Origin of the sequence: Roseovarius sp. EL26 (assembly GCF_900327775.1) — a bacterium.
Classification (GTDB): Bacteria; Pseudomonadota; Alphaproteobacteria; order Rhodobacterales; family Rhodobacteraceae; genus Roseovarius.
In genome coordinates this window covers 121,878-136,410 of record NZ_OUMZ01000005.1, presented here as the reverse complement: position 1 = coordinate 136,410, position 14,533 = coordinate 121,878, and the positions used below count along the sequence as shown (strand labels likewise).

Below are 14,533 nucleotides of genomic sequence, written 5' to 3'. Positions count from 1 at the left end.
CATGAGTGATGCATCAGTCAAAATGGGCTCTTAGCGGCCATTGGCGGCATTCAGAACCAAGGTCCGCTTCGGGCTGATACCAGTCTTTATGGAGGGCAGACTTTGCTGGCATTTTCTACCTCCGCACCTAGGGCGGCGCCCGACCTGGAGGGAGATTGGGTTTGGTGAGGCGATTTCTCGCAAAGCGACACCTAGCATGTTGAGGCGTAGCAAAGCGCCCTCCTGGGGGAGGTGTCGCCATTGTCTCTCGGACCAGTGGCGCGACAATGGCAACCGCTGCCCGGCGATGCCGGGCGGAACGGTTCTTTGACACGCAAATGTAAAAACCCCGGCGTGGTGGCCGGGGTTTTGTCTTCTCTGTGGGATGATCAGCTGTCTTTGGCGTCGACGACGTAGTCTTCGAGCAGCTTTTCGTTTTTGGCTTCTTCGATCCGGTTGATCCGATCAACGCGGGCCTGATTGTCAAAGCGGTATTTCACAAAGTTCACCAAGCTCAACGTCAGCAGTACGATGCCGATGGCCCAGTAGCCTTTGGTTGCCAGCGGCACCTCGGTCGAGAGATACAGCGAGATACCCAGCATCACATAGGCAAGCACAACGCCGGCCAGGTTCAGAAGCATGATTACGTTGGTGTCGGGTTTTTCGTTGGTATACATTTCAATAGTCCTTCGTTTTCAAGTTTAATTTAATTGGGGTTGTCTTATTTCAGGCGGCTCAGCACGTCTTGGGCTGTGACCTTGGTGGCGGGGCCAAAGCCCTGTGCGGCCATGCGATCCTCTAGCGTGTTGTGATTCAGGTCTGCGTTGATCTCGGCCAGAATTTGCGACTGCTCGAACGGGTCATCCTTGCCGACAACCTTGGCGATCAGCTCTTCCGCCTCGTCCGCGCTGGAGGTGCTGGAAATGGTCGAATTCAGGCGGCTTTGCATCTGCTGTTCGCGGCGCATGGCCTTGGCGGTGATCGCCCCCTGCTTGAGGTCGATGATCCGGCGATGTGCGGCCCCGACCGAAGCTTGCAGGCGGCTGATCTGAACCTCTAGTCGGTCAAGTGTGTTTTTGCGCAGCTGGGCCTCATTCTCCATCGTGGCGATGGCTTCGGCGGCTTGGGTGGCCATGTCTTCGCGGCCCTCTTTCAGCGCGTCCTTGGTCCGGGTGAGCATGGTTTCGATCCGGGCTGTGACGGCATCAAACAAGCGTTGTTCCGAGCGCTGGCGCTGCATCAAAGACGCCAGCGTCGCCTTGGCTGCTTTCAATTGCGATTCTGTTTCGCGAATTTTTTGGTCAATCAATTCAAGGGCAAAGGTGTCACGGACACGTTCTTCGGCCCGGGCATTTGCGCCAGTGAAGAGGGTTTTCAAAGTTTTTAACATTTTCAATCTCCATTCATGAACATCGTTCATAAATTGGGTATAGAAAATAAATGAACAACGTTCAATAATTATTTTGAACAATGTTCAGAAACTATTTGTTTCCAGTTAGCTGCTGCAGTGTGATCGAGATCATGCGCTTGATCTGATCGTCCGGCACGCCAGAGATCCGGTTCTCCAATCCAAGCAGCACAATCCCATGCACCGACGAAAACAGCGCCCGTGTCATAAGGCCTATGTCGTCGCCAGACATATCCGGAAAACATTCCCGCACCGGACCCGCGATGTAGCCGAACAGGAGTTCCAGCTCTGCCAGATACCAAGATGGGATATCCATTTCGGTCGACATACGCGCATCAAACAGCGTGCGCCATGTGCGCGGGTTGGCCGCCGCGAACTCCAGATAGGCGTGCGACATGACAATCAGCCGCTCCGTTGGCGGGGCTGTCTCGTTGCCCACAAGGCTTGCCGCGACCGCCTGCCCCAGATGTTGAAAGGTGATGCCATTGACCGCAATGACGATGTCCGACAGGTCATCGAAGACATTGTAGATGGCCCCGACGGCACAGTCCGCCTCTTTCGCCAGATCGCGGGCTTTGATCGCGGATATGCCTTCGGCCCTGATCCGTTGTTCGGCAATGGTGATCAGTTTCTTGCGCAGCTCTTCGCGCCGCTTTTCGACTTTGCCCGCCATATCGCCCCCGATTGAACTATGTTCATGGGATACTGGAAAGAGGGCCTGAACCCAAGCCCTCTTTCATAGACGTTTAGACCATCCCAAAGATACGCGCTGGACCGCCAGAGCCGCCACGGTGTTTCGGGGCGCCGATGATGATCGTGGCACCGGATGCTGGCATCTTGTCGAGATTGGCAATGTTTTCGATGCCAAACCGGCCTGTGGGCAGCCATGCATAATGCGTTGCGAAATCAGCCGAAGGTCCATGATCCAATGACAGCGTATCACTGGCGATAGACATTGCGCCGGTTTCTTCGATCAGCATTTGAGCGGCTTCAACGTGAAAGCCGGGGAAATGCATTGCCTCACCATCGAAATTGCGGAACTCGTCACCGCCGGTTTTAGCACCCCAACCGGAATAGAGCGCCACGCAGGCGTGATCTGGAATGTCACCATTGGCCGACATCCACGCCTTGATATCTTCTGGTGTGACTTGCGCGTCAGCATCCTCAGCCGCGCGCGCGGCGATATCGATCACACAGAGCGGTGCAATCAAGTCCTGCACCGGGATCTCATCAACCGCATTTCCATCAGCTGAGAAATGCAGCGGCGCATCAATATGGGTGCCGGTGTGTTCATTCAAATCCATTGTGAACAAGTTGAAGCCGTTGTCGGCGAAGTTGAACTTTTGCTCCAACTCGATCCCCGGCGTGCCAAAATAGGTCGGGAAATCGGCATCCAGCGTATGGGTCAGATCCTCAACCGTGCTGGCACCAGCCGCCAAAGCGGGCGGTGCGGCTGTTGTCGACAGTGCCGCCGCAGCACCGGCGGCGGCCGTTGCCGTGAAAAACTGGCGACGCGACAACATTTTGTCCTTCACCGCATTCATAACGCATATATCACACATGGAACTCTCCCGCTGATTTGAAATCTGCAGAAAGGTAGCACGTTTCCCTCAAAAGGCGAGATTTCTTGCCGCACAGCCCCTTGTGCAGAAACGAAGATACCTTTTATCAATAAGACAAGACGATCGATCCACAGCGGCGACATCACAATTTTGATGCAGCACACTACATTTTACCCGTCGCAGCAGACACAGCGATCCGATATCGTCACGACACAACAAGGAGCGACCCCGGAATGATCTATGTAAAACGCACACTTCAGGCATTGATTTTGCTGCTGGTGGTGTCGTTTCTTCATTACACGCTACCGCACTATGATGTGGTACGGATCACTGACACCTATGAAAAACAGGTCAATCCCGGTAGCAATGCCTTGTTCTGGAGCAGTGGGGATGCTGGCAGCAGTTCAGAAGCAACCCGTCGCGATGTGTTTTTCATTCAAGCGTTTTCGCCCAAGAACAAGCCGCGTATTTATCGCAATGAAGATACCGGTTGGGGCTGGCCCCCATACATGAAATTCGACACAGCCAACCTGCAGGCAGAGGCATCTGATCTGATCTCGAAGAAAAGCGCCGAGCATGCGCAGTGGGTTGCGGTAAAACACTATGGCTGGCGTATTGAGATGTTGACCGTTTATCCCAATGCGCTGAAAATCTGGCCCGTGAGTGGCCCGGATGTGCGGATTATCCCATGGTTCAATATTATCTTCCTGATCGCCCTGTTCGCACTGTTCTGGGCGGTACGTGTGCGATGGAAACGGTTTCGCGAGAACAAGATCAATCCGAAGGTTGATGAGTGGACCGACGGGTGGGGATGAATCTTGATCTCCACGAAACCCTCACTGTTTAAGGCAACTGTATTATCAGCAGCCTTCGTCGTTGGAGGATGCGGAGTAAAAGTGACCCGCTTAACGAAACCCATCGACGCCCTGCCCGAACCACAGTTTTCGGCAACAACACACTGGCTGTCGAATGATAACTCGATCCCGAAGAACAGAATGCTTCGCGCCGCTGAGGGCAAATGCTCTGCGCCATCGGGAAGTGCCGAAAACACGATACCGTATATTGGGCCTATGGGGTTGGGAGGTACGTGGTTTTTAACATTTGCCTGCCCTGTTGCAAATCAGGGCGGCGAACAAAGTTAGCTCAGACGGCGCGCTTTGAGTGCGCCGTCTGAAAGATTCAGCGTTTGCCGTAGTACAAACCAACGACATGTTCGGCCTGTGCAAAGAACAGCCAGCGCGACGTGGCCACGCCCGCAAGATGTGACAGAACCGCAAAGAACGGCAGCACGTGATGTCCAGTGTTGCCCAGTATTGTCACCAGCAAAATCGCGAGTGGCAAAGCAAAAGCCAGCGCAAAGGATATAACCCGTAGTTTGGCGGCGTGTTTACGGCCGACCACATGCACAAATTCGCGCAGCAGGTAATTGGTGCCGGTATGCGGCGGCTCAAACGCGCGAACTTCACCGCGATCCCCAAGGCCCGTGGCGGTGCCCATGTTGGTGCCCGAGACGGCAAACGCCAGATCACCCTGTTTCCAATAGGCCAGTTGGACAATTGCCGCGATCAGCAGCAGCACAATCGCCAAACGGACTTGGCCCGCCATCAAGGCCCCACCAGCAAGGCTGAAGGACAGGAACATTACGGGTGTGAGGCCCATGTTCCAGCGCGGGATGGTTTTAAGCTGGGTGTAGATCATTGAGGTGGTGAAGACGGTTAACAATGACAGCAGCGCGCCGATCCAACCCAGAAGGGTCCAGGTTTGACCAAAGAACACGGCACCAAGTGCATAGAGGCCCATCACCACCAATGCACCAACGGCGCAGCATCCTTCGCGGCTGAGCCAGCTGGAGCGCCATTGTTTGAAAGCCTTCATCGCGCGTTCAGGACGACCAAGGTGAAAGGTTGAGGCCAGCAAGCCACCAACGGCCATCGCATAGGCGATGACGAACATGACAAAGGCGACCCATCCGGTGACCGCAGGCAGGCCAAGGCCCAGCCAGAACAAAAGGCCAAAGCCCAGACCCGAAAGGGTGGTGAAGACAATAACTGAGGGTGCGGGATGCATCAGATTTTCTCCAGCATTTTATCAAGCCAACCGGCAAAGCCCGCAGGCTCTTCGGCAACAGGCGCAAGGAAGGGTGCCAGAACATCGATCTGGTCCATTTCATCCTTTGGCCGTGGTGGCAGGTATTTGTTGACGGGTTTGGTGCCTTGTTCTGGCATCAGGTCCATGCCACCACGTTCAGCGGTCAGCTTGGACACGTTGCTATCGGGATCGGCAAAGTCACCAAAGTGACGCGCGCCTGCGGGGCAGGTTCGGACGCAAGTGGGGACACGGTCCACCTCGGGCAGGTTTTCATTATAGATCCGGTCGACACAAAGCGTGCATTTCTTCATCACACCTTCGGCCTGATCCAATTCGCGGGCACCGTAAGGGCAGGACCACGCGCAGAGACCGCAACCGATACAGTCGCTCTCATTAACCAGAACGATGCCATCCTCGACCCGCTTGTAGCTGGCCCCGGTGGGGCAAACGGTGACGCAGGGCGCGTCCTCGCAGTGCAGGCAGGACTTCGGGAAGTGAATCAGCTGTGCCGCGGGATGCGGTTTTTCACTGGTGGCCAGCGGCTGCACCTCGAAACTGTGCACGCGGTTGAGGAAGGTGCCTGATGGATCACCGCCGTAGGGATCTTGATCCGACAATGGTGCACCGTAGTTTTCGGTGTTCCAGCCTTTGCAGGAGATCACGCAGGCATGGCAGCCAACGCAGGTGTCCAGATCAATGACAAGGCCAAGTTTCTTTTCGGTTTTTCCTGGTAGCGTTGTCATTTGCCCACCTTCCATTTCAGTTCTTTTGGTCCTTGCCCGACCGGTGATTTGATCGGCGGGAAGGCGGGGTCACATTCCGCGGGTGCTGCTGACTTTTCGATTTTCACCCGCAGATCGAACCATGCCGCCTGTCCGGTGATCGGGTCAGAGTTGGACCAGCGCAAGCCGTCGCCTTTGGGTGGCAACAGCTCGTGAATGAGATGGTTGAGCAGGAACCCTTTGGTGGCTTCGGGTGCATCGTTTTCCAGCGCCCAAGCGCCTTTGCGCTTGCCGATGGCATTCCATGTCCAGACTGTGTTCTCGTTCAGTGCCGCCATATGGGCAACCGGCACGGTGATCGATCCGTGGACCGAGCTGACCTTGGCCCAATCGCCATCCTCAAAGCTGTTCGCCTCCCAAATCTTGGTAGGAACATAGAGCGGATTGCGCCCGTGGATCTGACGCAGCCAGGCGTTTTGGGTGCCCCATGAATGATACATCGCCATTGGGCGTTGTGTCAGAGCATGAACGGTGAATTCGTCTGTGTCGACATGGCTGTCCTCGAACGGGGCATACCAGATCGGCAGTGGGTCCATCGTCTCTTTGACACGTTGGCGCAGATGCTCAGGCGGTTGACGTTCGCCGTGGCCCTCAGCTGCACGTTGGAATTTGCGCATCGGCTCAGAGTAGAGCGAAAACAGATACGGCTCGGGCTTGTCGAAGATGCCCATACCAACGGCCCAGTCCTGATAGGCACTGTTCCACGGCTTATAGTAGTCGGCCCCGGCTGGGACGTGTTCAACAAAAAAGCCGCCGTTTTCGATGTATTTATCCAGCTGATCAGGGTTCACCTCACCCCGGCCAACCTTGTCGCCGTCTTTGCCACGGAAACCCGCCAAGGGGCCAATGCCCGGCTTGCGTTCGTGATTGACGATATAGTCAGCGTAGTCTTCGTATTTGGCAGATCCGTCCTCGTTCACGAACCCCGGCATGCCCAGACGGTTGGCCAGATGCACCAAAGTGGTCTGGAAACCGCGCACATCGCGATCAGGTTCGATCACGGGCCAGCGAATGGCGTCGGCAGCGGCGTCAGCTTCGCAAATCGGGCGGTCCAACAGGCTGATGCAATCGTGCCGTTCCAGATAGGTTGTGTCCGGCAGAATCAGATCGGCATAGGCCACCATTTCAGAGCTATAAGCATCGGAATAGATGATGTTGGGAATGACGTAGTCGCCGTTTTCATCTTTGTCGGTCAGCATTTTCATCACGCCGCCGGAATTCATCGAGGAGTTCCACGACATGTTCGCCATGTACATAAAGAGCGTGTCGATCTTGTATGGGTCACCAGCATGGGCGTTGGAGATGACCATATGCATCAGCCCGTGGCTGGACATTGGGTTTTCCCAAGTAAACGCCTTGTCGATCCGCGCGGGCGATCCATCCTCATTGAGCATCAGGTCGTCAGGGCCGTGGACAAAGCCGAGGTGCGGGCCGTCCAAAGGGCAGTTTGGCTGCACGCCGCAGTGCGGTTTTGGGTGGGCCGAAACTGGCTTTGGATAAGGTGGTTTGAAGCGGAAACCGCCCGGAACCTCGACCGTGCCAAGGATGATCTGCAGCAGGTGCAGCGCACGGCAGGTTTGAAACCCGTTCGAGTGGGCAGACACACCGCGCATCGAGTGGAAGGAGACCGGACGACCAACCATCTTGTCGTGGGTGTCACCACGGAAGTCAGTCCAGCTTTGATCCAGCTCGAACTCTTCATCAAAGGCGACGCGTGCCAGTTCCGATGTGATCTTACGGATGCGGTCGGCTGAGATGCCACAACGCTCGGCCACGGCCTCGGGCGCGTATTGCGGATCAAGGTACTTTTCCGCCATCAGCTGGAACACGGTGCGGTTGCCCTCGTGCGTGGCGGCCAGATCGGGCAGGATGCCCTTTTGATCAAATGCCACCAGCTTGCCGGTGCGGCGGTCGATCACCAGTTCTTTGCCCGCGTCATCGCGCATAAGCAGGCCGGTTTCTGCATCGATCAGAACCGGTGCATTGGTGAAACGCGAGAGATACTCCAGATCCAGCTTACCGGCGCGGAACAGCTCGTGCACCATTGCAAGAATAAACAGGCCATCGGTGCCCGGGGTGATCCCCACCCATTCATCCGCCACAGCATTGTAGCCAGAGCGGATCGGGTTGACGCCAATGATCTTGCCGCCGTTGCCTTTGATCTTGCCAATGCCGATCTTGATCGGGTTTGAATCGTGGTCTTCGGCCACACCAAACAGCATGAACAGTTTGGAGCGATCCCAGTCAGGTTGACCAAATTCCCAGAAGGCGCCACCCATGGTGTAGATACCGCCTGCCGCCATGTTGACGGAACAGAACCCACCGTGCGCGGCAAAGTTTGGCGTACCAAAGTTTTGCGCCCAGAAACCTGTGAAGCTTTGCGATTGATCCCGGCCGGTAAAGAAGGCCAGTTTTTTGGGATCTTTTTCGCGGATCGGCTTGAGCAGGCCTACGGCCATATCCAGCGCCTCATCCCAACTGATCTCTTCAAACTCTCCAGATCCACGAGGACCAACACGTTTCATCGGGGCCTTGAGACGCGACGGCGCGTTGACTTGCATGATGCCGGCGCTGCCTTTGGCGCAAAGCACGCCTTTGTTCACCGGGTGGTCGCGGTTGCCCTCGATATAGGCAACCTGCCTTTTGCCGTCGGGGCCATCTTTCATGTGCACGTTGATGCCGCAACGGCAGGCACACATATAACAAGTGGTTTTTCGGATCTCATCCGAGATCTTGGGGGAAGTATCTATTTTCGGTTGCTGGATGGTCATCTGGCTAATTTTTCTCCCCGTTGGACTAACTCAGGAACATTATTCCTGTAAGCATAAGAACCGCAATGAAAATAGTTTCCACAACAATCAGGGCAATTGCTGCCCCGCCGACGGAAGCTACTTGCTTGAGGTTTGTTTTCATTCCTACCGCCGCAATGGCGATCAGCAACAGCCAGCGCGATGCCTGACCGGCGAGGTCTGCAACAGCAGCGGGGATCACCCCGAAGGAGCTGAGTGCAGCCAACACAATAAAGCCGATCACGAAACCTGGCAGGATGGGTGGACGTTTATCTGCGCCGTCTTCGGCTGCATAGTGGCGGATGGCTAGTGACGCTACGAGAACAATCGGCGCCAGCATGGCGACGCGCACCAGCTTTACCAAAGTTGCGGTATCACCCGCTTGTTCAGAGATTGAGAATCCAGCGCCGACGACCTGTGCTACATCATGGATCGTGGCCCCAAGGAAGACGCCGCCAGCAAAATCATCCATTTGCAGAGTGGAAACCAAGATTGGATAGACAATCATCGCGACGGTCGACAGGACGGTGACCCCAACCACGGTAAAAATCAGCCGCTCTTCAGAGCGTTCATCACGCGGCAAGATCGCACTGATAGCCATGGCGGCCGAGGCCCCACAGATGGCAACGGAGCCGGCTGTCAGAAGTGAGAACCGCCACTTGTGGCCGAACAATGGGCCAACCAGCAGCCCAAAGCCGATGGTTAGAACCACGCCTCCGACAATCAGGGCAACAAGCTGGACGTTCAACCCAGCCATCAAAGTCATCGAGACGCGCACGCCCAAAAGAGCGACACCAAGGCGCAACAACGTACGCGATGAAAACCCGATGCCCGGGACGGCTTTGCCTTCTTCGCTCAAAAAGCTAACCGCTATGCCAAGCAACAAAGCCAGAAGCATTGCAGGCGTGTCATAATGTTCGGATAAAAATTTGGCCGTAACAGCGACAATGATAGCCATCATCACGCCGGGAAACAGCAGCCCGGCCTGTGCCCGCGCATCTGCGATCAGGCGGGAGGGATTTGAAAGTGCCGACGCCATATTGCGCTTCGTCCTTTACTCAATATGGGTGGCGTCTCTCAGCAGGGCCGAGGAACTGCTGCCTTTGTTTCAGTCTGCCAGTGCCTGCAATGCAGTTACGGCGATCATTTGGGTAACATCCTCGGCGACACAGCCGCGCGAAAGGTCGTTGGCGGGTTTATCCAGCCCTTGCATGATGGGCCCGATGGCTGCGTATCCACCCAAACGCTGGGTGATTTTATAGCCAATGTTACCTGCATCGAGATTGGGGAAGATCATGACGTTGGCCTGTCCTGCCACATTCGAGCCGGGGCTTTTTTTCTCGCCTACCGAGGGGACAAAAGCGGCGTCAAACTGCAGTTCACCATCAACGTTCAGGTCAGGGCGGTTGTCGCGCAGGGTTTGTGTCGCGGTTTCAACCTTGGACACGGCAGCATGTTTGGCACTGCCCTTGGTCGAAAACGACAGCATGGCGATCTTTGGCTCTTGCCGCAGGAGCGACTGGCAGGATTTTGCGGATGCTTCTGCAATGGCGACCAGTTCCTCGGAACTTGGGTCAATCACCAAACCACAGTCTGAATAAAGCATGGTTCGGCCGTCATCAGCCGGCGGATACATCAAGAAGAACGAAGACACCATCGCCGCATCAGGGGCCTTGCCGATCACCTGAATCGCGGCGCGCACGATGTCTGATGTGGTGTTGACCGCGCCACCAACGGTGCCAGTGGCATGGCCCAGACGCACCAGCATGGCGGCATAGGTCACGGGGTTCATAACAGCCGAGTGCGCTTTGGCCTCGTCCACGCCTTTATGCTTGCGCAACTCATGGAACGCGGCGGCAAAGTCTGCCGTCAGATGAGATGTGGCGGGATCATGAATTGAAAGGTGCGAACTATCAGGCGCATTTTGCGCCTCAAGCTCGGCTTGGATGTCGGCCTTGGGACCGACCAGTATGATGTCAGCAATATCTGCTGAAATGGCGGCAAGCGCCCCCGCAACAATGCGGGGATCACTGCCTTCGCTGAGTGCGATGGTTGGGCGGCTGACAGAGGCCAGCGATTGTAGAAGTTCAACCGGGCGAAGTGTCATACCGTCCAACATCCCTACTCTTAGACTTGCTGTTCGCGCATGTCGGCCTTGTCGATCCCGGCAACTTTGACAGGGTTCTTCATGGCGTCGCGGCGGAATGGCTCGCCCAATTCTTGGTTGATCATCGCTTCAATCAGGGTGGTGATACCGTTTTTCTGATCTTCGCAAGCCTGTGCCAGCGCATCGGTCAGCTCGTCCATGGTGCGGGCGATGACGCCTTTCAGACCACATGCGTTGGCGATACCAGCGTAAGACACTTGCGTGTCCAGCTCGGTGCCGACGAAGTTGTCGTCGAACCACAGAGTAGAGTTACGCTTTTCAGCACCCCACTGATAGTTACGGAAAACAACCTGTGTGACGGCAGGCCATTCTTCGCGGCCAATCGCGGTCAGCTCGGTCACGGCGATACCAAATGCGCCGTCGCCGGAGAAACCAACAACAGGCACGTCTGGGCAGCCGATTTTTGCGCCAACAACCGATGGCAAGCCGTAACCACAAGGACCAAACAGACCAGGTGCCAGATATTTGCGGCCTTCTTCGAATGATGGATAGGCGTTACCGATGGCGCAGTTGTTGCCGATGTCAGACGAGATGATCGCGTCTTTTGGCAGGGCTGATTGAATGGCACGCCATGCTTTGCGTGGTGACAGCCACTCTGGCTTGTCTGCTCGTGCACGCTCGTTCCAGGTTGTGCCCGGATCGTCTTGCTCGTGATCCATCGATGTCAGTTCTTGCGCCCAACGTGATTTTTTCTCAGCGATGTTTGCTTTGCGTGCGTCACGACCTTCGTCGCCAGCGCTGTCGGAAAGCTGTGCCAGAATGTTGGTTGCAACGGTTGCCGCGTCACCAACAATACCCACTGATACCTTCTTGGTCAGACCAATGCGGCTTGGGTTGATATCAACCTGAATGATTTTCGCATCTGTCGGCCAGTAATCCATGCCGTAACCCGGCAGAGTGGAGAATGGGTTCAGACGGGTACCAAGGCAGAGAACAACATCTGCTTCTTTGATCAGTTCCATGCCGGCTTTGGAGCCGTTGTAACCCAGAGGACCCGCAAACAATGGGTGCGAACCTGGGAAGGCGTCGTTATGCTGGTAGCCAACACAAACTGGGGCGTCCAGACGCTCGGCCAGTGCTTTGGAAGCTGCGATGCCGCCATTTGACAGAACGGTACCGGCACCATTCAGGATGACAGGGTTTTTCGCGTCTGACAGCAAAGCTGCGGCTTCGGAAACGGCTGTGGCACCACCGGATGGCAGTTCGAATTCAACAACCGCTGGCAGATCAATGTCAACGATTTGAGTGAAGTAATCACGTGGAACGTTGATTTGTGCAGGGGCAGAAGCGCGCTTGGCGTTCATGATAACGCGGCTCAGAACTTCGGCCATACGAGTTGGGTCGCGAACTTCTTCTTGGTAGCAGACGCAGTCAGCAAACATGCGCATCTGTTCCATTTCCTGGAAACCACCCTGACCCATGGTCTTGTTTGCAGCCTGTGGCGTCACCAGCAGCAGTGGCGTGTGGTTCCAGTAAGCAGTTTTAACGGCAGTCACGAAGTTTGTGATACCTGGACCGTTTTGCGCGATCATCATCGACATTTTACCAGTGGCACGGGTGTAACCGTCCGCCATCATGCCACCTGAACCCTCATGCGCACAGTCCCAGAAGGTGATTCCGGCTTCGTCAAAGATGTCCGAAATCGGCATCATTGCAGAACCGATAATGCCAAAGGCGTGTTGGATTCCATGCATTTGCAGTGTTTTTACAAATGCTTCTTCGGTGGTCATTTTCATGGGGTGTCTCCTGAAATGGAAAGGGACCGGGTGGGGTCCGAATGATTAACGCGAAACTACGGTGCAGAGACGCCCGGGAATAGGGCCAGATTAAATTCCGAATAAAGCCAGTTATGAGTAATCGTCCAAGACTGAGGCCAGTCTGGAAATCCCTTCTGGAATCCGGCTGGCCGAAATCGACGAATAAGCCAGTCGATAATAGTTTTTGACAGGCTCTTCGCCACCAAAAAAGGAATGACCCGGCTCGATCAAAACGCCTTTTTCGCGCAACAAGAGATCCAGTTTTTGAGTATCGACATGATCCGGTGCACGCATCCAGATTGAAGAGCCGCCAAACTCTCCCTGCCCTCCGATTCTAAGGCCGTGATCGGCCAGTGCGGCCTCCATCACCTTGCGACGCTCGGTAAAGACCTGCCCCATCTTGCGAATAAGGCTGTCATAGTGACCCATTGACAGAAAATAAGCCGCCGTGCGCTGAATGTGTCCCGGTGGGTGGCGAAGCACGCTGGCGCGCAACGCCCGCGCTTCGCGAATAAACGGTTTGGACCCTACAATATAACCCAGACGCAGACCTGGGAAGATGGACTTGGAAAAACTGCCGATATAAACCACACGCCCATCAGTATCGAGTGATTTCAAAGCGGGTAAAGGCGAACGTAGGAAAGAGATTTCAAACTCGTAGTCGTCTTCAACAATCAGCGCCTCCATATCTGCCGCTTTAGCCAGCAGATCCTTTCGGCGTTCCAATGGCATTGTTGCATTTGTGGGGGATTGATGGCTCGGTGTGGTAAAGATCACATCGGCCTGTTCGGGCAATTGATCAGGCGGCAAGCCACCCTCATCTACGTTAATCTCGGCAAGGTGGCAGCGTGATTGCATCAAGATATCGCGTAGAGCGTGATAACAAGGATTTTCGATCACAGCCGTGCGGCGTTGCGTCAGCAAAACCTGCGCCGTCAGCCAAAGCGCATTTTGTGCACCCATCGTGACCAAGATCTCATCCGGTTCAGCCAGAATTCCGCGACGGGGCAAGGTATGTCGCATGATGAATTCAAGCAGCCGCGGATCATCCTGATCATAATAATCTGCCGTCAGCGCACGAAAATCCTTTTGCCCCAGCGCCTGCAAAGCACAATGCCGCCAATTGGTATGATCAAACAGTGCCGGATCTGCCTGACCATAGACAAAGGGATACTTATATTGCGACCAGTCCTGCGGTTTGACCGGTGTGGCGCCACCCGTGAACCGGTGTCCAATCGCGCGGGTCCAGTCGACTTTGTCTTGCTTTGGGTGACGTGCCACCAAAGTTGATGGCTCTGGCGCGTTACAGGACACGAAATATCCCGACCGGTCGCGCGCCTCAAGATAATCATTCGCCAGCAATTCGGTATAGGCCAACGTGACCGTGATACGGCTAACGCCCAGATGTGATGCCAGCTTACGCGACGACGGAAGTTTTTCACCTTTGCGCAGGCGGCCCGATAGAATCCCCTCGGCAATCATTTGCTGTATCTGCGCCTGCAAGGTGCCACGCGCATCGGGGTCCAGAAAAAAGGTTTCTATCGAGATTGCCATCGTGCCATTCTATTTTGGACTTATTTATCATCTCATTTGGACTTACACAGTTTTTATCATCTTGTGAACCCGCACGGGCCACTCCCTCAGAAAAAACACTTTCTACGCTCAAGAAAAAACCAATGAAACAAGGTGAGTTGTACAATTCCCCGGGCCGTGAACTTCATACTCACCCAACAAAAATGATCTCATATATTACCCTCATATCAAACTTTCTGAAATAGATTCACTTGACCTAATTTATCCTTCCCCCTAGACCTGAGCCTACGCAGGGGGGTCCCGACAGGGGACTGAGAGGCTGACACGGCATTATGCCAGCGATGCGACCCTTTGAACCTGACCCAGTTGATACTGGCGTAGGAAGCATGGATACACATCGCACCTGAGGGGCGTGTTGTCTGAATAAGAAGGGGGCTTTCCCTTTCTGTTTCCCTAGCCAAAATTCAT

Annotated in this window: 12 protein-coding genes and 1 riboswitch; of the genes, 1 reads left to right on the top strand and 11 read right to left on the bottom strand. The window is 55.1% G+C overall.

The features are described from left to right. Positions 1–368: 368 nt before the first annotated feature. From D9A02_RS02580 to D9A02_RS02565, 4 genes are all read right to left on the bottom strand, one after another. Entirely contained in the window at positions 369–656 is a 288-nt protein-coding gene (locus tag D9A02_RS02580) for a hypothetical protein (protein WP_120499413.1), read from the bottom strand. Positions 657–700: 44 nt separating this feature from the next. Further along, on the bottom strand, positions 701–1,369 hold the full coding sequence (locus D9A02_RS02575; protein WP_120499412.1) for a PspA/IM30 family protein: 669 nt from the start codon (positions 1,367–1,369) through the stop codon (positions 701–703). A 91-nt stretch (positions 1,370–1,460) separates the two neighbouring features. Next, positions 1,461–2,060 carry a TetR/AcrR family transcriptional regulator gene (locus D9A02_RS02570; protein WP_120499411.1) on the bottom strand — a complete coding sequence of 200 codons (600 nt, stop codon included), beginning with the start codon at positions 2,058–2,060 and terminating at the stop codon, positions 1,461–1,463. 73 nt (positions 2,061–2,133) lie between these two features. After that, entirely contained in the window at positions 2,134–2,949 is an 816-nt protein-coding gene (locus tag D9A02_RS02565; RefSeq protein ID WP_120499410.1) for a cyclase family protein, read from the bottom strand. 233 nt (positions 2,950–3,182) lie between these two features. On the opposite strand from D9A02_RS02565, the gene D9A02_RS02560 reads away from it, so the two are divergent. Continuing rightward, the gene (locus tag D9A02_RS02560) at positions 3,183–3,764 is read left to right on the top strand and encodes a DUF1523 family protein (RefSeq protein WP_120499409.1); all 582 of its coding nucleotides are present in this window, start codon (positions 3,183–3,185) and stop codon (positions 3,762–3,764) included. A 364-nt stretch (positions 3,765–4,128) separates the two neighbouring features. Here the strand turns inward: D9A02_RS02560 and D9A02_RS02555 are convergent, their stop codons facing one another. From D9A02_RS02555 to D9A02_RS02525, 7 genes are all read right to left on the bottom strand, one after another. Further along, positions 4,129–5,016 (bottom strand): DmsC/YnfH family molybdoenzyme membrane anchor subunit, encoded by an 888-nt coding sequence (locus D9A02_RS02555; protein ID WP_120499408.1) that lies wholly within the window; start codon positions 5,014–5,016, stop codon positions 4,129–4,131. Beyond that, on the bottom strand, positions 5,016–5,780 hold the full coding sequence (locus D9A02_RS02550) for a 4Fe-4S dicluster domain-containing protein (RefSeq protein ID WP_120499874.1): 765 nt from the start codon (positions 5,778–5,780) through the stop codon (positions 5,016–5,018). The genes D9A02_RS02555 and D9A02_RS02550 overlap by 1 nt, the downstream gene beginning before the upstream one ends. After that, entirely contained in the window at positions 5,777–8,590 is a 2,814-nt protein-coding gene (locus D9A02_RS02545) for a molybdopterin oxidoreductase family protein (protein WP_120499407.1), read from the bottom strand. The genes D9A02_RS02550 and D9A02_RS02545 overlap by 4 nt, the downstream gene beginning before the upstream one ends. 25 nt (positions 8,591–8,615) lie before the next feature. After that, positions 8,616–9,569 carry a YeiH family protein gene (locus tag D9A02_RS02540; RefSeq protein WP_254054548.1) on the bottom strand — a complete coding sequence of 318 codons (954 nt, stop codon included), beginning with the start codon at positions 9,567–9,569 and terminating at the stop codon, positions 8,616–8,618. Between the two features lie 147 nt (positions 9,570–9,716). Continuing rightward, positions 9,717–10,715 carry a phosphate acetyltransferase gene (pta, locus tag D9A02_RS02535; RefSeq protein WP_120499873.1) on the bottom strand — a complete coding sequence of 333 codons (999 nt, stop codon included), beginning with the start codon at positions 10,713–10,715 and terminating at the stop codon, positions 9,717–9,719. Positions 10,716–10,735: 20 nt separating this feature from the next. Then, the gene (gene xsc, locus D9A02_RS02530; RefSeq protein WP_120499405.1) at positions 10,736–12,511 is read right to left on the bottom strand and encodes a sulfoacetaldehyde acetyltransferase; all 1,776 of its coding nucleotides are present in this window, start codon (positions 12,509–12,511) and stop codon (positions 10,736–10,738) included. Between the two features lie 111 nt (positions 12,512–12,622). Further along, positions 12,623–14,086 (bottom strand): PLP-dependent aminotransferase family protein, encoded by a 1,464-nt coding sequence (locus D9A02_RS02525; RefSeq protein WP_120499404.1) that lies wholly within the window; start codon positions 14,084–14,086, stop codon positions 12,623–12,625. 260 nt (positions 14,087–14,346) lie between these two features. After that, positions 14,347–14,466, top strand: a riboswitch (TPP riboswitch). The last annotated feature ends 67 nt before the right edge of the window (positions 14,467–14,533 follow it).